Here is a 19,508-nt window from a genome sequence, read left to right as displayed (position 1 = left end):
ATCGCAAGAAAACGGCCCGACGGTCATCAGACCGGCCGGGCCGTCATGCTTTGCGGTGTCGCGCCGTTTATTTCGCCGGAGCCGGCGTCGGGGTGAACACCATGACTTCTTCGGGCTGCGCCGGCGCGGCGGGCCGGGCCACCGGCGCATCAGAACGCGCCGCCGCCTCCGGCGCCCCGCCGTTCACCGGGAATTGCTCGGCCAGCTGACTGACGGCATTGGCCCCCAGCGACTTGGACAGTTCGGAAACGACTTTGCCCATATTGAAATGAACGATCGCGCCTTCCTGGCCGACCAGCCGGACATCCGAGCCCTCGCCCATCGCACTGAACCCTGCCTTGACGGCGAAGGTCCGCGTATTGATCAGGCTGAAATCGGCGACCAGCTCCATGCTGCGCTGATAGGAGATCACCGAGCTGCCGGGCACCGGATTGCCTTCGGTGCGCACATCGATGCTCGACACCGAGCCGAACAGCACATAATCCGCGCCCTTGAAGTCTCCACGCTTGATGCGCGAGATGACATCGAACAATTTCTCATTGTTCTTGGTGGCGGTGAAGGCCTTGCCCTGCATGACCTGATAGCGGCCGGACTTGATCATCTCGCCCTTGATATCGGCCGTAAAACGGCGCAGCTCACCGCGATCGATGCGCACGGTCGTGCCTTCCGCTTCGAAGTACTTGTCGCTGGAGCTGGCCGATACCGACGAGCGGCTGGCCCGCACGCTTTCCTTGCTGGAAGCGGCCACGACACGGAAGTACTCTTCCACTTTCTCTTCGTAGGCCAGATCCGTGACAGCGATTTTCGGCAGCGGCGCGGCGACGGCGCCGCCAGCCAACCAAAGACCGGCCACGGCGGCCAACAGATGTTTCCACATAACAGACATCCCGGTTGGGGCCCCGCGGGGCCCGCGTTGATCAGCGACGCGAGGTCTTGCGGATTTCCTGCTCGTCCGCCCAGGCCAGTTCGCCCGTTTCGTTGTCGATCAGCTCAAGACTCAGCTTGTAGTAGACATCCTTGATATCGGAATTTTTCTTGACGATGGAGGAAATGCCGCCGACCAGGCGATAGTCCGCCCCGACCATCTTGCCGATTTTCTTGGACTTGCTCTTGTCGTACATGCCGGACTGGGTCTGGCGCATGATTTCCTGAGTCTGGGTATGCATGTCAGCCGTGTCGGCCACGAAGCGCACCGTACCGCTCTTCATCAATTGCACACGGATCGACTTGGTGATTTCCACGGTGTCGATGTACTCGCTGGTTTTGTTCTGCACTTCGGACAACGTCAGTCGCTTGCCGCGAATGGTCGGCACTTGGGTCAGGGAGCGGGCCATGCTTTCGGCGAGCTTCTGAAGGTCGGTGGAACCGAACTCGTTGGTCACCAGCTCAACGCCCTTGCTGTCGCCGTAGCTGACCTTGTTGCCGCCGATCAGCGGGGAGTTGGTCGAAGCGCAACCGGTCAGCGCGGCGGCGATCAGGGATACCGCGGCGACGCGGGAAAAGGAAACAAAGCGGCTCATGAAACGTCCTCTTATTTGAATGGATTAACGGTATTGTTCGGGCTTTGCAGTTCGATGCGGAAATCCGCGGCCTGCATCGTCGGAGCGATGGCCTGGATCATGGCGCGCTGCTTGCCATGAATCACGAGCTGCTTCCAGCCCTCCTCCCCGCCGGTCTGGAAACCACTGGCATCCAGCCATTTGAAGCGGTAGAACAGCGATTGATCCGACGTCGAATCATTGGCGATCTCGGCCTGCAGATTCAGAAAGTCGTTGCGCTTGACGGCGCGAATCGACTCAACCTTGATCTTGTCCATGGTGCCCAGCTGCTCGACCTTGCTCTCCAGGCCGTCGGCCGCCGCCTGACCCGCGCCAAGCACCAGCGAAGCGGCCAGCAGTGCGCGGCCGATAGTTCGAGAAAACATCCGAAAACTCCTTGGCAAATATGTCTGATGAATCCGTTACGACTTGATCACCTGTTGTCCGACCAGACGCAAGGGAACGATCAGGTGACCGGCGTTATCCGGAACGCTAACCTTGACATCCACCAGCCCGTTGGGCGTCGGCACCGTCACGGTGTAGTCGCCTTTCTTGAGCGTTGTGCGGGCGACCGAAATGTAGGCCGGCAAAGTACGCCACGCCCGCTCATCGGCCTGCTCGGTCAGCACCGTCGCGGCGATGCCGGCCAGACCGCCAATGGCGCCCATCCGGTCATTCAGCTCTTTTTGCGCCACGCCCTTGGCGATCGCGCGGACCGTGCTGCGCACGATGATGCCCGGCATCTCGTCACGCAAAGCGCGGCGGGACATGGCGTCAAGATTGGCCAGCACGCTCAGCGGCACGGATTTGCCGCTGACGGACAAATTCGCCGGCAGGTAGGAGTTGCTGGAGCGGATCACCGGGAACGCGATCTGGGTAATGATGGCGTTGCCGTTGGACAGCACCGGCAGCGGAATGGTCATTGAGGTGCGCGCCGGAATAAAGCCGCTTTCCACCACGAACAGCACATCGGCTCCGGCGCCTTTCCTGCCACGTCCGGACATGCGGCTATCCAGCTCCTTGAGACCCTGCTCAAGCAGCGGCTGATTGGGGCGCAACTCGATGGCCTTGCGGTAGCCCGGCGCCGCCAGCGATTTTTCGCCGAGCGATTCATAGACATAACCGGCCAAATAATGGCTGAACGCGCTTTGATAACCGTTTTTCAGGTTAAGGACTTCGGGATCGTCCAGCGTTTCGACCGGATAACCCTTCAGGGTTTTGAACGTTGGCGTGACTTTGTTTTTCTTCGCGGACTCTTCGACCTTGTCGTATTCCTTCTCATTGAGCGCCGCGATCAATGCCTCGCGCTCATGCGTTTTCTTGATCTCGGTACGAGCCGCCGCGGAATTCCCCAGCTGGATATTATTGAGCGTCAGGAATGTGCTGAGCATTACCTTTTCGTAGTTCTGCCCGTCGTAGCGCCGAACTTTGTCATTGATCAGCACACTGCCGATCGCCTCGCCGGTTTTGTTGAGCGTCAGGCGTGATTCTTCTTCCCACTGCCTGACTTTTTCATCGGCCTTCATCCAGCTTTCGACACTGGGGGACAAATCGCCCTTGAGGCGCAGAACCTCGCCTTTTTCCAGGAAATACAACAGATCCTTGTCATCGCCGGTATTGTTCTTCTCGATCGTCTGCAGCGCATCGTCGAGACGGGCTTCGCGCGTTGCGGCCAGCGTGCCCTCCATTTCCTTGTGATAACTGCGCATGGCACCACAACCAGTCAATGTCATGACGCCTGCGGCCACAGCGATAAGCCGCATCCCCCTGATATTCATTACCGCCTCCAAATGACGAACGTTTTATTTGGTATAAAATGAGCATATATTATGATCACTCAACGATAATAAATAAATAACAATAGTTACATTTCGCAACATTCCGGCAAGGACAGACCAAATACCCATTAACAAACAAGGGGTAATGGATGTTCTTGTCGACGGCAAATTTACAACGCTCCAAAACAAAAACCCCTTCCTGTTCAGGAAGGGGTTTTATCGGGGAAATACGCCAACGGTCAGTTGGACGTTTCCTTGGACGCGCGGCGGCGTTCATGCTCCTGCAGATGACGCTTGCGCAACCGGATCGTGTGCGGGGTGATCTCCACGATTTCGTCGTCGTCGATGAACTCCACGGCCGACTCCAGGGTCATCTTGATCGGAGGTGTCAGGCGCACCGCCTCATCGGTGCCGGAAGCGCGAACGTTGGTCAGCTTCTTGCCCTTCAGCGGGTTGACCACCAGATCGTTTTCGCGACTATGGATACCGATGATCATGCCTTCGTACAGTTTGTCGCCGGGGCTGACGAACATGCGGCCGCGATCCTCGAGATTCCACAGCGCGTAGGCAACGGCTTCGCCGGTATCCTGGGAAATCAGCACGCCGTTGTGACGGCCAGGAATATCGGGCTTGACCGGAGCGTAGTCATCGAACACGTGCGCCATGATGCCGGTGCCGCGGGTCATGGTCATGAAGTCGCCCTGGAAGCCGATCAGCCCGCGCGCGGGGATGCGGTACTCCAGACGGGTACGGCCATTGCCGTCCGATTCCATATTCTGCAGCTCGCCGCGGCGGCGGCCCAGCTCTTCCATCACCGCGCCCTGATGTCCGTCCTCCAGGTCGATGGTGAGGTTTTCATACGGCTCGCACTTCTCGCCGTCGATGTCCTTGAAGACCACGCGCGGTTTGCCCACCGCCATTTCGAAGCCCTCGCGACGCATGTTTTCCAGCAGAATGGTCAGGTGCAGCTCACCACGGCCCGACACCCGGAAAACGTCCGCGTCGCTGGTATCCTCGACGCGCAGGGCGACGTTGGTCAGCAACTCTTTTTGCAGACGGTCGCGGATCTGGCGGCTGGTCACGAACTTGCCTTCGGTGCCGGCCAGCGGCGACGTGTTGACCATGAAGTCCATGGTCAGGGTCGGCTCGTCAACGGTCAGCATCGGCAGCCCCACCGGATTGTCGCGATCGGAAATCGTCACGCCGATACCGATTTCCTCGATACCGGAAATAATCACGATATCGCCCGCTTCGGCTTCCTCGACCGGCACGCGCTCGAGTCCCTTGAAACCAAGCACCTGATTGATGCGGCCCTGGCCGACCTGCACGTCATGATTCATCACGGCGACGGACTGGCCCGGCTTGATGCGGCCATTGAGCACGCGGCCGACGCCAAGACGGCCGGTGTAAGTCGAATAGTCGAGCGCCGACACCTGCAGCTGCAGGGGCGCATCGGGGCTGCCGGAGGGGGTCGGCACGTGGCTGAGCACCGTCTCGAACAGCGGACGCATGTCGGAGGAACTGTCGGAGAGTTCGAGCTTGGCGAAGCCGTTCAGGCCGGAAGCGTAAACGATCGGGAAATCCAGCTGCTCATCGCTCGCGCCAAGCTTGTCGAACAGATCGAACGTCTGATCGACGACCCAGTCCGGACGGGCGCCGGGACGGTCGACCTTGTTGATGACCACGATCGGGCGCAGACCCAGCGCCAGCGCTTTCTTGGTCACGAAGCGCGTTTGCGGCATCGGGCCTTCCACGGCGTCGACCAGCAGCAGCACGCCATCCACCATGCCCAGCACGCGCTCGACCTCACCGCCGAAATCCGCGTGTCCCGGGGTGTCGACGATGTTGATATGGACGCCTTCGTACTCAATTGAGGTGTTCTTGGCCAAAATAGTGATGCCACGCTCTTTTTCCAGGTCGTTGCTGTCCATCACGCGCTCGGCGACGTGCTGGTTGGCGCGGAAAGTGCCGGCCTGGTGCAGCAGCTTGTCGACCAGCGTGGTCTTGCCGTGGTCGACGTGGGCAATAATGGCGATGTTACGAATTTGTCGGGTCATGTCAGTCGCAAAAACATTCGGAAAATCCCTCCAATATATCACATCCGGCAACCCAACCCAATGAATTCACCGGCACTCAGGACAAAATAGCGTCTTTTGGTTACACTTTGGCGGCACCATCCGCTGGAGAACATTAAAAATGTACGATTGGGAAGCCCTGTGGCGCGACAACCTGGCCACGATCACCCCGCTATCCGCCGGGCGGCTGCCCGACATCCTCGGGCGAGCCCGGCTCATCGAGGAGGCCCGCGCGCCCGGACACCTCGCCGTCTATGAAACCGAGGATTGCTTCCTGCTGATCCGGCACGACCGCCAACCGCTGATGTGCCCGGTCGACAAGCGCAGCCTGTTCGATATCACACTGCGGCTGGTCGACGAAGAGGACGGCTGCGAGATCCCCGCCGTCGAGTGGATGGTCGACAACCTCGCCACCGGCGAGTCCGGGGCCTGGCGCGGGGACCTGTCGCTCGACGCCCAGGGCATGGTTCGGATCGCCGGCCACAGCCCGGGGCGCGACCCGTTGCCCGACATGGATTTCGGCCCCCTGTCGTTCGTCACGCTGCCCGCGTTCCGCGCCGAACTGATGCGATTGTGGCGCGAGGACCTGTCGGAGCTCGCCCCGTCGCTCGCGGCCGAACTGCGGCAAGGTCCGCGCAACACCGACCCGGAGGAGGACGGCGAAACGGCGCGACTGAAAACCGTCTACGAGCGTTATGCGATGATGGTGCGCCATGAGCAGGCATGGCTGGCGCGGCGCTTTAGCGAAACCGAATTGCGGCTGATCGCCGGCACGATCCGTCACGCCGACTTCAGCGACGCCAGGTCGTGCCGCGGCCTGTGGCTGGCGGTCGAGAGCTGGCTTGTCGACAACGACCATACCCTGCCCGACGGCATCGATCCGGACGACCTGCTGGCGCGCATGAAGTCGCTCAGCTACGGCCAGGAAGTGGCATTGATCGAAGCGCTGGCGCCGGTCGACGCCTGATTCCCTTCAACAGGGGGCGACGCCCCCTGTTCCTCGCGACAATAAAAAAGAGGCGACGCTTGCGCATCGCCTCGAAACCCCATCCATACCAGGTCATTCATGAAGGCAGCAGCGCCTCCAGTGCGCTCAATCTAGCAAAACCAAATTACGATGGCATTACATTTTCCATCGAAAGCACCACTTTCCCCAGGTTGTTGTTGCATTCCATCCAGTCATGCGCGTCGGCCACGGCCTCGATGGGAAACACCGAATCCACCGTCACCTCCACCGAGCCCGCGGCAATCGCCGGCAGCACATGCTCCTCCAGCGCCAACGCCAACCGACCGCGCACATTGAGCGGCTGATTGCGCAAGGTCGACCCCCTCACCGTCAACCGCTTCATCAGCACCAGACCAAGAGGAATGGCCGATTCCGCGCCGCCCATCAGGCCGATCAGCACCAGCCGCCCATCCATGTTCATCGCCCGGAGGTTTTCCGACAGGCGCGCCCCGCCAACCGGATCGAGCACCAGATCGGCGCCACCCCACTGGCGCACCAGCTCCGCGAACACCGGTTGATCCTGACGCAGCCAGCCTTGCGAGGCGCCGAGGGAGCGGCAGAAATCCAGCTTGACCGAACTGCCCACGCTGACCAGGGACTCCCCGCCCAGCAGGCGCACCAATTGTATCGCCGCCGCGCCCACCCCGCTCGCGCCGGCATGGATCAATACGCGCTCCCCCTCCCGGAACGCCCCGACTTCGACGATATTGAACCATGCCGTCATCCAGGCCTCGGGCAGGCTCGCCGCCTCCGTCCAGCTGAGCGAATCGGGTTTGGGAATGGCCAGCTCGTCATCCAGCACGGCGTACTCGGCATAACCGCCTCCCGGCACCAGCCCGAACACGGCGTCGCCCGGCTGGAAACGCGACATACCGCGCACCTCCTCCACCACGCCGGCCACTTCAAGTCCCAGGATGGCGCTCGCTCCGGGTGGCGCGGGATAGCGCCCTTCCCGCTGGACGATATCGGCCCTGTTGACGCCGGCCGCCATGACCCTGACCAGCAACTGCCCGTCCTGCAGGATGGGCTTGTCGATTCTGGCCAGGCGCAACGTTTCCGAGCCCCCGGCCTCGCGTTGAACCACTGCTTTCATGAAACCTCCCGGATCCGTTCCGTTTACCGGCCCCAAGTCATGCCGAAGTCATCATCATTTGCGCCAGATCAAACCGCGACTACGGTTTCGCGCCAGAAATGATTACAATATGCCGTTATGAATTCAAGCTGCTTCCATTGTGGTTTGCCCGTCCCCGCCGACGCGGCGTTTCCGGTCACCTACCGCAAACACGAACACCCCGCCTGCTGCGCCGGATGTCAGGCCGTGGCACAAACCATCATCGACTCGGGTCTTGGCGACTATTATAACCACCGCACCGCCAACAGCGGACAGGCCGACCCGATGCCGGACGAGTTGCTCCAGCAACTCCGGCTCTACGACAACGACGATCTGCAGCGCACTTTCGTTCATGTCGGCGAAGACCGGATCCGGGAGGCCTCGCTGATCATCGAGGGTATCACCTGCGCCGCGTGCGTCTGGCTCAATGAACACCACCTGCTGAAACTGCCCGGCGTGATGTCGGTGGACATCAACTACACCAGCCACCGCGCGCGCGTGCGCTGGGACAACGAGACGATACAGCTCTCGAAGATCCTGGAGAGCATCGGGCACATCGGCTACCGGGCCCATCCGTACGACGCCTCCCGCCAGGAGGCGCTGCGGTTGCGCGAGCGCAAGCAGGCGCTCAACCGGCTCTGGGCCGCCGGCCTGTCCATGATGCAGGTCATGATGTACGCCGTTCCGGTGTACCTCGCGAGCGACGGGGAGATCGACCTGCAATTCCTGTGGATGCTCCACTGGGCGGCCTTCCTGTTGACGCTGCCGGTCATCCTGTACTCCTGCACGCCATTCTACCGGGGCACCTGGCGCGATCTGAAACGCGGACGCGTCGGCATGGACACCCCCGTGACACTGGGGGTTCTGACGGCGTTCATCGCGAGCACCTGGGCCCTGATCAACAAAGTCGAGCATGGCATTTATTTCGACTCGGTGTCGATGTTCGTGTTCCTGCTGCTGGGCGGGCGCTATCTGGAAACCATGGCGCGCCGCAAGGCCGGCGAAGCCACGGAAAGCCTGGTCAAACTGCTGCCGGCCTTTGCCCACCACCTGCCGGCGGGCGCCGGCGGACCGAGCGCCGAACTGCCCGTCAGCCTGATCGCTCCGGGCATGACTCTCTTGATCCGCCCCGGAGAAACCGTGCCGGCCGATGCGCTGATCGAGGAAGGATCGAGCCATGCCGACGAATCCCTGCTCACCGGCGAAGGCCGTCCGGTCTCCAAAGCGCCGGGGGATCCGGTGGTGGCCGGCAGCCTCAATCTGGACAGTCCGCTCGTGGTGCGCGTCACCGGCAGCGGCGAGAGCACCCGCCTTGCCGCCATTGTCCGGCTGCTGGACCAGGCGCTCGCGGAAAAACCGCGGCTCGCCCGGATCGCCGACCGCTACGCGGGCTGGTTTGTCGCGCTGCTGCTCCTGATGGCGGGCGGCAGCTATCTTTACTGGCATGCGCAGGACCCGGACCGCGCCCTGTGGATCATGGTTTCGGTTCTGGTCATCTCCTGCCCCTGCGCCCTGTCGCTCGCCACCCCCGCCGCACTCACCGCGGCAAGCGGACACCTGGCGCGGCTCGGCGTGCTCGTCACCCGCGGGCACACCCTGGAAACCCTCGCGCGCGTCACCGATGCGGTGTTCGACAAGACCGGAACGCTGACGACCGGACGCATGACCCTGCTCGGACACACCGGCGGCGATGAGGCGCTGGCCATCGCCGTCGCGCTCGAAAGCGGCTCGGGCCATCCGATCGCCGAAGCGCTGCGCCGGGCCTGCCCCCAGCCCGCGCTTTCGGCCACGGAATTGGCGGGCGTACCGGGAATGGGACAGGAAGGGGTCATCGACGGCCGGCGCTGGCGCCTGGGCCGCGCCGACTATGTGGCTCAACTCTGCGACCGGCCCGCGGAATCCTTTTGCGTGCCGGGTCATCCGGCCGCCACCACGATCGTGCTCGGCAGCGAAGACGGCCCGGCGGCATGCTTCGCCATCGGCGACGCCATCCGCGACGAGACGATGACGGTACTTAACGCGCTGCGTTCCCGCGGCATCCGCCCGCATCTGCTCAGCGGCGACGGACAGGACGCCGTGGTGGCCCTGGCCGGACATCTTGGCGTCGACCGGTGGCGCGCGCGCGCGACACCGGAGGACAAGCTCGCCTATGTGGAGGCGTTGCAACGCGACGGCGCGCGCGTCCTGATGGTCGGCGACGGCATCAACGACGCGCCGGTATTGGCGCGCGCCGACGTATCGCTCGCCATGGGCGGCGGCACCGATGTGGCGCGCGCCAGCGGCGACATGGTACTGATCAACGACCGGCTGGACCGGATTCCCGACGCGCTGACGCTGTCGCGCAAAACGCTGCGCATCATCCGGGAAAACCTCTGGTGGGCGCTGGGGTATAATGTGATCGCCCTGCCGCTGGCCGTGGCCGGCCATGTCACGCCCTGGATCGCGAGCCTGGGCATGGCCTCCAGCTCGCTGCTGGTTGTCTCCAACGCCCTGAGGCTCATCAAACGGAAATCCTGATGGAAAGTCTTTATCTTCTCATCCCGCTCAGCATCGCGGTGGCCTTTCTTATCGGGGTGATTTTCTGGTGGGCGACCCGATCCGGCCAGTTTGACGACCTGGAAGGCCCCTCCCATCGCATTCTGATGGACGACGACGGCATCGACGATAGCGACGAAACACCCCCCGCCAGCTAGCGCGCGGCGTCCCAGAGACTCACGGCGGCGCGGATCCGCGCCGCCCCCCCTCCCTCGGGCCAGGGACCGCACAGCCCGAGCGCCATCTGCCTGAGCGGTTCGGCGATGCACATCGACAACAGCAGATCGGCCATCATGACCGGATCCGTCTCTTCCTCCGCGGCGAGCCACTCGGCGAGAAAACGCCGCCCGCGTTCGATTCCGTAACGCGCATAGTCGGCCAGCGCGGCCTCCCTCCCCGGAAACTCCCCGATCAGCAAGCGGTACATGCCGACCGCTTCGGCGCACAGCACATTGCGCGCGACCGCCTCCAGCCTCAGCGCCAGCCGTTCGGCCGCCGGCAGGCCGGCCTCGTCCGGCGCGGCAAAGCCACCGGCGAATTCATCGGTCCAGCTGCCGACAATGGCGCCCACCAGTTCCTCCCGATTGCTCACAAAGCGGTACACGGTTTTTTTCGCGACGCCGGCCTCGCGTGCCACGGCCTCGATAGTGGCCGCGGCATACCCGCGCGTAGTCAGCAGATGCGCGGCCGCCCGCAGCACCTGGCGTTTGAGTTCCTCCTCGGGAACAGCGGGCCGCCCGCGGGCGGCAACAAGAGGTGTCGTAGTCATGGCGATTGACATTATCTCCGCAGGATTGTATTTTGGAAACGTGCACCGTTTCTTAAATACGATACTGTGTTCATGTGTTCATCAACGAGGAAGGAAGTGTACTGTGAAAACCGATACGATTGCCCGCTCGCATGCCATTGACGCTATCGACGAACTGCTCGACCCGGCACCGCTGCGCCTGGAAACCGGGCTTGAGCGGCTGCCCGACGGGCGGTTGCTGGTTGCCGTCAGGACCGACCTGCATGGTTGCAGCGGCAAGATGTTCGACTGGTGGTTCACGTTTTTCGAAACAACACAGCACATCGCCTGGTGGCACCCGCACGATCATGTCGCGCACCAAGGCTGGGACACCAACTGGAAAAGAGGGGAAAGCTATATTGGCGCCTCGATCCGCGCCGTCGAGTCGCTGGGCGACATTCCTCCGGTGCAGGCCGTGCTGAAGTTTCATGACCCCAGTGTCCTGTTCGACCCGGCGCGACTGGATGACGCTCGCGCGCGGGGCGACGTCTCCGCCGCCGTCTATGCGCGCATCGGCTTCGGCGAGCGGGCGAGCCTGGACGAACACGGCGATCCGTTGGACGGGCAGATGGTGCACCTGGCGCGCGATACACCCTATGGCGCCGTGCTGCGCAGCCGTTTCTATCTTGGCCAGTCGGGCGGCACGCCCGTTCCCGACGAGTTCGGATTCGGCTTGATGCGGCACTGCTACAACGAATTCACCTACCTGTCGCGCTTCCTGCCCTCGGTCTATTACGGTGAACACGCCAACGGCGAATCCGCCCCCCTGCCCTGGTAAGCTCGCGCGCGGCGCATCAGCGAAGCGTCTTTTGCGCCGCGATCACCCCCATCAAAGCCAAGCACACCAGGGATTCCATCCGGAAAAAGTCCTGGCAGGAGAGCATCATCGCCTGTCGGGTCACCTCCCTGGACAGTTCGCCCAGCGCCTGATTCCGGCCAAGCCCCGCCTCGGCAAGACGTTGCATGGACTCGCCGAACGCCGGATTGCCCCAGGAAAACCCTTCTGTCAATCGCGCGTAATGCAGGGCATTGCGCGCCTGCAGAAATACCGTGCTCAATGCCACGGCCGCCGAGAGCGCCACCTGCCGCACCATGTTCTTGGTCTGATAGGCTTGGGTGAACGCATCCTCGCCGATGCCAAGAAAGGTACCCTGCGCCACGGAGATGACGAACAACGCGAGGAACCCGCCATTGAGCAACAGAATGGCGGCCAGACGCCCGATCGTGCTCACCGGTGTTTCCCGTGTCAGCAACTGCGCGGACAAGGCCAGAAACAGACAGGCCGCCACCATCGGCAGACGGATGCCGAGCGAGGACGTCGCAAAAAGGATCCGGGCATAGATCGTCGCGAATACCATGCCCGAGAAAAAGCCGACCGACAGCAGCACACCGGTTGTCGGAACATCAAAGCCCATGACCTGCTGGACCATGACCGGCATCACATAGTTGTTGGCGGCCATCAACGCGTAGAACAGGCCGTAAAAGAGCAAACCGGTCAGATACCGGGCCGTTCCCAGCCGTTGCCATACCGCGCCGCCGGCCGGGCCGCGCAGCAACAGGAATCCGCCAAGAAACAGCGCGGCGAGGATCAGGGACGTCCCGGGAATGCCGGGTTCCCCGAAAAACTCGTAAGGGGTTTGCTGGATCGCGAACTGCAGCAGGAATAGCATCCCGAGCAGCCAGGCAAACGCGCCGGGGCGGTAGCCCGGATCGGCGCGGCCATCCGGCGCCTCCGGCATCGCGCACGACGCCAGCACGCCCGTCGCGATCCAGGGCGCCATGCCCCAGAAAATCCATCGCCAGCCAAGCGACTCGATCAGAGCCCCGCCCATGAGCGGCCCCAGCGCAGATCCGAGCAGCAGGGCATAACCGAAACACAGCAGCGCCAGCAGCTTTGTCCGTCCTTCGAGCCGGTTGATCTGGACACGCGCCGCCGTGAAGAACGCCGCGCCGCCCAGGCCTTGCAAGGCTCGCGCCGCAATGAACGCCGCCGGGGTTTCGGCAAGGGCGCAACCCGCGCCGCCCAGCGCGAAAACGGCCAGGGACGCCTGAACGAACCGCCGCGGCCCCCACCGGTCGACACACCACCGGTGATGAAACAGCGCGACAAGCGCGCAAACCGCGTAGGCCATCGCCGCGAAACTGAACTCCTCCGGCCCGCCCCTGACTCCGCCCATCACATAGGACGATGCGAAATTCAGCATCCCGTTCTGCACAAACTCCAGGGCCGCCAGCGCCATGATGGCCGGCACGCGCCAGCCGCCGCCGGTCTGCCGGAAAGAAGAAGGACTTGAATCGATCAATGCCATGGCGCGCCGCACCCAAAAAGAAAACCCCTAGTGTAGAGACGTCATTCGCATTGATAAAATCAATGATATAGATACAATGCATTACTATGAATGATATAAATGTCCTGCTGCTGCGCCGCCTGGATCTGAACAACCTCGCGGTGCTGTACACCCTGCTCGAAACCCGCAGCGTCAGCGCCAGCGCCGCGCAGTTGTGCCTTGGGCAGCCCGCGGTCAGCCACATTCTCAAGCGCTTGAGGGAAACGCTTGGCGACGAACTGCTGTGCCGGCACGGGCGGGAAATGGTGCTCACCCCGCTGGCCGAATCCCTGAAACTGCCGCTGGCCCACTGGCTGGCGCAGGGACAGGCTTTGCTTCGCCCTTGCGACCGTTTCGACCCCGCCTCCGCCCGCGGCACATTCAGGCTGGCCATGCCGGATTTGCTGGAAGCCGTGCTGCTGCCCGATCTGATCGCCGACCTGCAGAGGAGCGCTCCCGGCCTCGCGCTGAGCGTCGAAGCCATGCCTTCGGGAAGCGTGGAGGCCGCACTGGAGTCGGGCGGCATCGACGGCGCGATCGGCTATTTCCCTCGGGAAACCCCGCGGCTGGCCCGCGAAAGGTTGTTCCCCTCCCGGCTCGTCTGTTTTTACCACCCGTCCCGCCTGAGTCTTCCGGACGAATTGCCGCTCGCCACGCTGGCGGACTATCCACATATCTTTCCTTCCTACGCGGGGGAAAGCGCCGGACTGGTCGACACACGGCTTGCCGAGCACGGCTTAAGCCGCCGGATTGTCGCCTCGACGGCAAGCCTGCTGGCCATGCCGGCCATTCTGGCAAGGCTCCCCACCGTCGCCGTCTTGCCGGACATGATCGCGACGGCGCTGGCCGACCGCGGCCACACGTTGCGCCGGGCCCGAATCGCTGGCGAGAAACTGACCCTGACCATCGAGCTACTCTGGCACCCGAGGATGCGCAACGACCCGCTGCATCGTTTCATTCGCGCCGCCATCGCCGAGACAGCCACGCCAACTTAACGACAAAATGCATTACAAACAAAAATAGTCATGCTTAATCAATAAGATTTTCCAAATAATTTAACAGAATGCCAATTTCAGTTAATATTTCGCGCTTTTCTCGAAAACCTGAATTTTGGTAAAAATAATGCTCTTTCAAACTTTCGCGGGTGTCCTGCTGCTGCTCGCCATGGCCTGGGGACTGTCCACCAATCGCCGCGCCATCGCCTGGCGCACCGTGGCGACCGGTCTGGCCATTCAAAGCGCCCTGTACGTTCTCATCACCTATGTTCCCGCGGTGAATGCCGCATTCAGCGCCATGGGCGACGGTTTCGCCCGCATGCTGGCGTTTTCCGCCGAAGGCGCGGGCTTCGTGTTCGGCGATCTTGCGCGTCCGGCGCGTTTCGGCTTCGTGTTCGCCTTCGTGGTGCTGCCCGTGGTGATTTTCTTTTCCGCGCTGTCGGCGATGTGCTATCACCTGGGCCTATTGCAGCGAGTCGTGGCCATGCTCGCCTGGGTCATGACCCGCGCCATGCGCCTGAGCGGCCGCGAAAGCCTGGTTGTGGCCGCCAACATCTTTCTCGGACAGACCGAAGCCCCCCTGCTGATCCGCCCCTACATCGCCAGCCTCACCCGTTCGGAGCTGGCCACGGTGATGATCGCCGGCATGGGCACACTGTCCGCCAGCGTCATGGCCGCCTATGTCAGCTTCCTGGGCGGCAACGATCCGCTCGAGCAGGCGAAATTCGCCCGCTTCCTGCTGACCGCCTCGTTCATGAACGCCGCTTCCGCCGCCGTGTTCGCCAAAATCCTCTTCCCCGAAACCGCCTGCCCCTCCCAGGGCGATTCCGCACCCGAGCCGCGGCAGGAGCGCGGTTCGCTGATCAGCGCCATCGTCGGCGGCGCGCTTGATGGCATGAAGATGGCCGGCGCCATCGCCACCATCCTGATCGCCATTGTCTCGCTGATCGCCATGGCCAATTTCCTGCTGCGCGAAGGCCCCGGCGACTGGTTCGGTCTTAACGCGCTGATCCGGACCTCGACTTCGGGGGTATTCCAGAGCCTGACGCTCGAATATCTGTTCGGCCAGGTTTTCCGGGTGTTCGCTTTCCTGATGGGAATCAGCTGGGCGGAATCGTTGCAGGTCGGCAGCCTGATCGGCCAGAAAATCGTCATCAACGAATTCATCGCCTACCTTGACCTGGCGAGGATGAAGCAGGCCGGCACGCTGTCGGCGCCTTCGGTGATGGTCGCCACGTATGCGCTGGCGAGCTTCTCCAATTTCGGTTCGATCGGCATTTGCGTGGCCGGCATCGGCAGTCTCGCGGAAAACCAGAAGGGCGCGCTCGCCGGGCTTGGGTTGCGCGCGCTCGCAGGCGCGGTCATGGCGGGGCTGATGACCGCCACGGTCGCCAATCTGTGGCAGCAGATTCTTTAATGCCGAATGGCTGACTCGGACGCGGGAATCGGCTACCATGCGATTCCCGCTCATTTCTGATACGGCATACCTAACCGTGCGTCCCGCTTTTTCCTTTTTCGCCACCCGCCGTTTTTTGCCGCTGTTCGGCACCCAGTTTCTCGGCGCATTCAACGACAACCTGCTCAAGACCGCCATCACCGTGATGATCACCTATCAGGGGCTGGCCATGGCGGGCATCGCGCCGGCCCAGCTGGTGATGGCGGCATCCGGGATATTCGTTCTGCCCTTCTTCCTGTTTTCCGCCACGGCGGGCAAGCTTTCCGAAAGCCTCGACAAGGCCCGCATCGCCCGCTATGTGAAACTCGCGGAAATCGCCATCATGCTGGTCGCCAGCGCCGGGTTCGCGACCCGTTCGGCGGCCATTCTGCTGTTTTCCCTGTTCCTGATGGGCACGCATTCAGCCTTTTTCGGCCCGCTCAAGTATTCGGTGCTGCCCCAGTACCTGTCCGAAGACGAGCTGGTGGAAGGCAACGGACTGATCGAGATGGGAACCTTCCTCGCCATTTTGCTCGGCCAGATCGGCGGCAGCCTGATGACCGGCGGCGATGTTCGTGTCGCCGAGGCCGCGCTCCTGGCGACCGCCGCGGCGGGCTGGCTGTTCAGCCGGCGCATGCCCTCCGCCCCGCCCACGGCCGCCCGGCTGGCCCTGTCCTGGAACGTGGTCCGCGACACCCGAGAACTGCTTCGCCACGCATGGGCCATTCCCGAGGTCCGCTCGGCGATTCGCGGCATTTCCTGGTTCTGGCTGATGGGAGTGATTTACACGTCGCAACTGACGACGTTCGCCGCCGAGCAACTGGGCGGCACCGTGGAAGTGTTCACCCTGCTTCTGACGTTGTTCTCCGTCGGCATCGGACTGGGGTCGATCGTCTGTGCCAGACTGTCGCATGGCCATCTGCGGCTGGAACTGATCATGGCGGGAAGCCTCGGGATGTCGGTGTTCGGCGCGGATCTGGCCCTGTCGGCCTGGACCCGCCACACCGGCCCGCTGCTGCCGCTCGCGGCACTGATCGGCCAGCCCGCGCTGTGGCGAACCCTGGCCGACGTCACCTTGCTCGGTCTGTTCGGCGGCTTTTTCACGGTACCGCTGTACACCTGGCTGCAAACCGCCAGCCCGGAATCGTTCCGCTCCCGCGCCATTGCCGCCAACAACATCGTCAACGGCTTTTACATGATCGCCGCCACAATCCTGTCCACCGCGCTGCTGTCGCAAGTGCGTTCGGTCGCCGTGCTGTTCCTGTGCGTCGCCGCGCTCAATCTCGTCGCCACCGCCCACCTCTGGCTCAGTTCGGCGCGTTTGCGCGGGCTCGCGCTCAGCTGGCTTGGCCGATGACAGGCGGCGGACTCCGCCGACACGTCGACTGACACCACCAACCGGAAACACCGAATGCCACACCTGACACTGGAATATTCCGCCAACCTCGAGCGATTCGACGCGGCCCTCGCGCTGGAACACATCAACCGGGATCTTGCCGCCAGCGGCCATTTCGAGGAGGCCGACATCAAAAGCCGGGCCAGGAAAACGGATACGTTCGCGATCGGAACCCGCCGCGCGGGCAGGGCTTTTGTCCATGCGAAGCTGGCGATACTGACGGGCCGCGACATCGAAACCCGCCGCGCGCTGTCGGCGTGCGTGCTGAACGCCCTGCAATCCCGCGTACCGGCGCACCCCGGACTGGACATCCAGGTGTGCGCGGAAATCGTCGACATCGAGCGGGACAGCTACGCCAAAACCGTCGTCACCGGCTAGCCCGCCGCGCCCTATCCGGGGGCGGCGCTCTTTTCCGGGGCGACCCCCACCGGAAAACTCACTTCCAAAGAGGCTCCGCGCCCGTGAGGATTGTTGCGCGCGACGATGAAACCCTGATGCGCCCGGACGATTTCCCGGCAAATGGACAGGCCAAGCCCGGTGCCTCCCGCTCCGCTGTGGGTCTTGCTGCTCTGCACGAACTTGTCGAACACCGCCTCCAGTTCGGCCTCGGGGATCCCGATGCCTTCATCTTCCACGACAAGCGCGACCCGCCCCCCATCCCGAGCCAGTCGGACATGTATCGTGGTTCCCTCCCCGGAAAACTTCATCGCGTTCGACAACAGATTGCCGATCACCTGGGTGATCCTGACCGGGTCGAAATACGCCATCAGCGGCTCATCGGGCGCATCGAGCCGGCATGTCAGGCCCCGCCGTTCCAAATGCCCTTCCTCCGCCTGCAGGCAAGCGCGCGTTATCGTCGCCAGATTGAACCAGCCCATTTCGAACTGCATCTTGCCCGACTCGAGCTTGGACAGGTCGAGCAGATCGTTGAGCAAGTGCAGCAGCCGGACACCGCTTGCGTGGATGTTCGAAAAATAATGACGCAACTTGTCCCGATCGGCGTTGGCGGCCTTGATCTGCCCCATTTCGGCGAAGCTCAGAATACCGTGCATCGGAGTACGCAACTCGTGGGACATATTGGCCAGGAACTCCGACTTGGCCCGGTTGGCCCGCTCGGCGGCCTCCTTGGCCATCGACAGGTCGTGCGTACGCTGCTCGATCGCCTCTTGCAGATGTTCCCGATGCCGGACCAGTTCCTCCTCCACCATCCGCCGCTCAGTCACGTCCGTGCCCACCCCCCGGAACACCAGCAAGTCTCCCCGTTCGTCGAACACCGGCGTTCCGCTGATTTCCAGGTAACGCCAAGCGCCGTCCACCGTCAGGCACGGAAATCCGTAATGACGAAACGGCTCGCAATCCGTGAACAGCCGGCCAAGACCTTCGCTGCGCTCTGGGTCCACCATGAACGCCTGCAGGGTATGCCAGGGCCGGCCAAGGAGCGATTCGCGGGGAATGCCGAGAATCGCCTGGATGTGCTCGGAGCAGTACACCAGCCTTCCGTCCCTGTCGACCTCCCAAAACCAGTCGGACGCGCTGGTGGCAAAGATCCGGAAACGCGCCTCGCTCTCGCGGTACGCCCGGGCGCTTTCGAGCGCGGCCCGCTGGGCGGACATCGAGCGGCGCGCCAGCGCGATCAGAAAGCCGCCCATCAACAAGGAAAAGGCGATGCCCAGTAGCAGCATCGCCCACTGCAGGTACTGTTTGTCGCTGTTCAGGGTAACGGATGTCGGCATGATCGCCGCCTTGAAGACCCGTCCGCCGAACTCCATTTGCGCTGACCGGGCGTAACGGCCCAGCCCGTCCGCGCGGCTGAGGTACAGCAGTTTTTCCGCATGGGCGGACGTGACATCCGTGACCTGGAACACAACGGAGGGATCCGACACGAGCGGCGCGAGCAGCGCGGCAAGATCCAGCCGCACAAGCAGCATGCCGCGCTGCCCGGCCAGCGTCGTCAGCGGCACCACGATCCAGTCGTCACGAGACTCGTCGCCGGGAGCGAACCAGTGCGGTACGACAAAAAAATGCGCATCGTCATAGCGGCTGTCGATGGCGGACTGCAAAACCCGTTCTGTTTGGGGAGCGATGCTCCGGGCCCGTTGCCCGTGCCGCAGAAACACCGTGGTGGCCGACCTGTCGCGCAGCATCGGCGACCCGATCCAGCGCACTTCGCGGATACCGGCGACATCGGTCATCCGCACGATGATTTCATGCCGTCGTTCTGGAGTGTTGGTGCCGTCCCGGTACAAATCGGCCAGATCGTCGAGCGTCTGGTGCAGCTGGCGCAACGTATGCTGGAAAACCGTCAGTCCGGCATTGGCTTCATGATGAAAAGCATGCAGCGTGGCCTTGTCGAAGCCATCGGCGATGCGGCGCTGAATGGCGAACATCAGGACCAGCGGCACGAGCAGAATCACCACGATCACGTCGAGGCGTGTCGCAAAGCGCAAAATCGTGAATGATCGTTTGGCCATACGATCCTTGGGAGATGGAGCGAAGCGAATCCCGCGCCGAGAGGGCGCACCCTA

The 19,508-nt window shown here is 62.9% G+C and carries 17 protein-coding genes; 8 read left to right on the top strand and 9 right to left on the bottom strand.

Features of this window, described 5'->3' with window-relative positions:
* Positions 1-67: 67 nt before the first annotated feature.
* From JNO50_RS09500 to typA, 5 genes are all read right to left on the bottom strand, one after another.
* On the bottom strand, positions 68-877 hold the full coding sequence (locus JNO50_RS09500) for a penicillin-binding protein activator LpoB (protein WP_189536015.1): 810 nt from the start codon (positions 875-877) through the stop codon (positions 68-70).
* A gap of 40 nt (positions 878-917) precedes the next feature.
* On the bottom strand, positions 918-1,520 hold the full coding sequence (gene lpoB, locus JNO50_RS09495) for a penicillin-binding protein activator LpoB (RefSeq protein WP_189536017.1): 603 nt from the start codon (positions 1,518-1,520) through the stop codon (positions 918-920).
* A gap of 11 nt (positions 1,521-1,531) precedes the next feature.
* Positions 1,532-1,924: a YcfL family putative periplasmic lipoprotein gene (locus JNO50_RS09490; protein ID WP_189536019.1), complete on the bottom strand. Its 393-nt coding sequence runs from the start codon at positions 1,922-1,924 to the stop codon at positions 1,532-1,534.
* Between the two features lie 36 nt (positions 1,925-1,960).
* On the bottom strand, positions 1,961-3,247 hold the full coding sequence (locus JNO50_RS09485; RefSeq protein ID WP_189536021.1) for a COG3014 family protein: 1,287 nt from the start codon (positions 3,245-3,247) through the stop codon (positions 1,961-1,963).
* Positions 3,248-3,555: 308 nt separating this feature from the next.
* A complete protein-coding gene (gene typA, locus JNO50_RS09480) occupies positions 3,556-5,373 on the bottom strand; it encodes a translational GTPase TypA (protein WP_189536023.1) in 1,818 nt (605 codons plus the stop codon).
* Positions 5,374-5,512: 139 nt separating this feature from the next.
* Between typA and JNO50_RS09475 the strand changes: the two genes are divergently transcribed.
* Positions 5,513-6,358 carry a hypothetical protein gene (locus tag JNO50_RS09475; RefSeq protein WP_189536025.1) on the top strand — a complete coding sequence of 282 codons (846 nt, stop codon included), beginning with the start codon at positions 5,513-5,515 and terminating at the stop codon, positions 6,356-6,358.
* Between the two features lie 145 nt (positions 6,359-6,503).
* Here the strand turns inward: JNO50_RS09475 and JNO50_RS09470 are convergent, their stop codons facing one another.
* The gene (locus JNO50_RS09470) at positions 6,504-7,490 is read right to left on the bottom strand and encodes an NAD(P)H-quinone oxidoreductase (protein ID WP_189536026.1); all 987 of its coding nucleotides are present in this window, start codon (positions 7,488-7,490) and stop codon (positions 6,504-6,506) included.
* Between the two features lie 117 nt (positions 7,491-7,607).
* Here JNO50_RS09470 and JNO50_RS09465 point away from each other — a divergent pair, with 117 nt between their 5' ends.
* Together JNO50_RS09465 and ccoS are read left to right on the top strand one after the other, a co-directional pair.
* Positions 7,608-10,025: a heavy metal translocating P-type ATPase gene (locus JNO50_RS09465; RefSeq protein WP_189536028.1), complete on the top strand. Its 2,418-nt coding sequence runs from the start codon at positions 7,608-7,610 to the stop codon at positions 10,023-10,025.
* Positions 10,025-10,201, top strand: coding sequence for a cbb3-type cytochrome oxidase assembly protein CcoS (ccoS, locus tag JNO50_RS09460; protein ID WP_189536030.1), 177 nt, complete (start codon positions 10,025-10,027; stop codon positions 10,199-10,201). The genes JNO50_RS09465 and ccoS overlap by 1 nt, the downstream gene beginning before the upstream one ends.
* Here ccoS and JNO50_RS09455 read toward each other — a convergent pair.
* The gene (locus tag JNO50_RS09455) at positions 10,198-10,812 is read right to left on the bottom strand and encodes a TetR/AcrR family transcriptional regulator (protein ID WP_189536033.1); all 615 of its coding nucleotides are present in this window, start codon (positions 10,810-10,812) and stop codon (positions 10,198-10,200) included. The two genes, ccoS and JNO50_RS09455, sit on opposite strands and share 4 nt — an antisense overlap.
* A 103-nt stretch (positions 10,813-10,915) precedes the next feature.
* Here JNO50_RS09455 and JNO50_RS09450 point away from each other — a divergent pair, with 103 nt between their 5' ends.
* Entirely contained in the window at positions 10,916-11,608 is a 693-nt protein-coding gene (locus JNO50_RS09450; protein ID WP_229804860.1) for a DAPG hydrolase family protein, read from the top strand.
* A 16-nt stretch (positions 11,609-11,624) separates the two neighbouring features.
* On the opposite strand, the gene JNO50_RS09445 is transcribed toward JNO50_RS09450, so the two are convergent.
* Positions 11,625-13,139 carry an MFS transporter gene (locus JNO50_RS09445; protein WP_189536038.1) on the bottom strand — a complete coding sequence of 505 codons (1,515 nt, stop codon included), beginning with the start codon at positions 13,137-13,139 and terminating at the stop codon, positions 11,625-11,627.
* Positions 13,140-13,225: 86 nt separating this feature from the next.
* Between JNO50_RS09445 and JNO50_RS09440 the strand changes: the two genes are divergently transcribed.
* From JNO50_RS09440 to JNO50_RS09425, 4 genes are all read left to right on the top strand, one after another.
* Positions 13,226-14,152: a LysR family transcriptional regulator gene (locus tag JNO50_RS09440; protein ID WP_189536040.1), complete on the top strand. Its 927-nt coding sequence runs from the start codon at positions 13,226-13,228 to the stop codon at positions 14,150-14,152.
* A 127-nt stretch (positions 14,153-14,279) separates the two neighbouring features.
* On the top strand, positions 14,280-15,569 hold the full coding sequence (locus JNO50_RS09435) for a NupC/NupG family nucleoside CNT transporter (RefSeq protein WP_189536042.1): 1,290 nt from the start codon (positions 14,280-14,282) through the stop codon (positions 15,567-15,569).
* Between the two features lie 76 nt (positions 15,570-15,645).
* A complete protein-coding gene (locus JNO50_RS09430) occupies positions 15,646-16,944 on the top strand; it encodes an MFS transporter (RefSeq protein WP_189536043.1) in 1,299 nt (432 codons plus the stop codon).
* Positions 16,945-16,998: 54 nt separating this feature from the next.
* The gene (locus JNO50_RS09425; RefSeq protein WP_189536046.1) at positions 16,999-17,361 is read left to right on the top strand and encodes a 5-carboxymethyl-2-hydroxymuconate Delta-isomerase; all 363 of its coding nucleotides are present in this window, start codon (positions 16,999-17,001) and stop codon (positions 17,359-17,361) included.
* An 11-nt stretch (positions 17,362-17,372) separates the two neighbouring features.
* Here JNO50_RS09425 and JNO50_RS09420 read toward each other — a convergent pair whose 3' ends face one another.
* Positions 17,373-19,454 carry a sensor histidine kinase gene (locus tag JNO50_RS09420; RefSeq protein ID WP_189536048.1) on the bottom strand — a complete coding sequence of 694 codons (2,082 nt, stop codon included), beginning with the start codon at positions 19,452-19,454 and terminating at the stop codon, positions 17,373-17,375.
* Positions 19,455-19,508: the final 54 nt, after the last annotated feature.

The organism is Paludibacterium paludis (assembly GCF_018802605.1).
GTDB lineage: Bacteria > Pseudomonadota > Gammaproteobacteria > Burkholderiales > Chromobacteriaceae > Paludibacterium > Paludibacterium paludis.
This window is presented reverse-complemented; position numbering and strand designations above follow the sequence as displayed.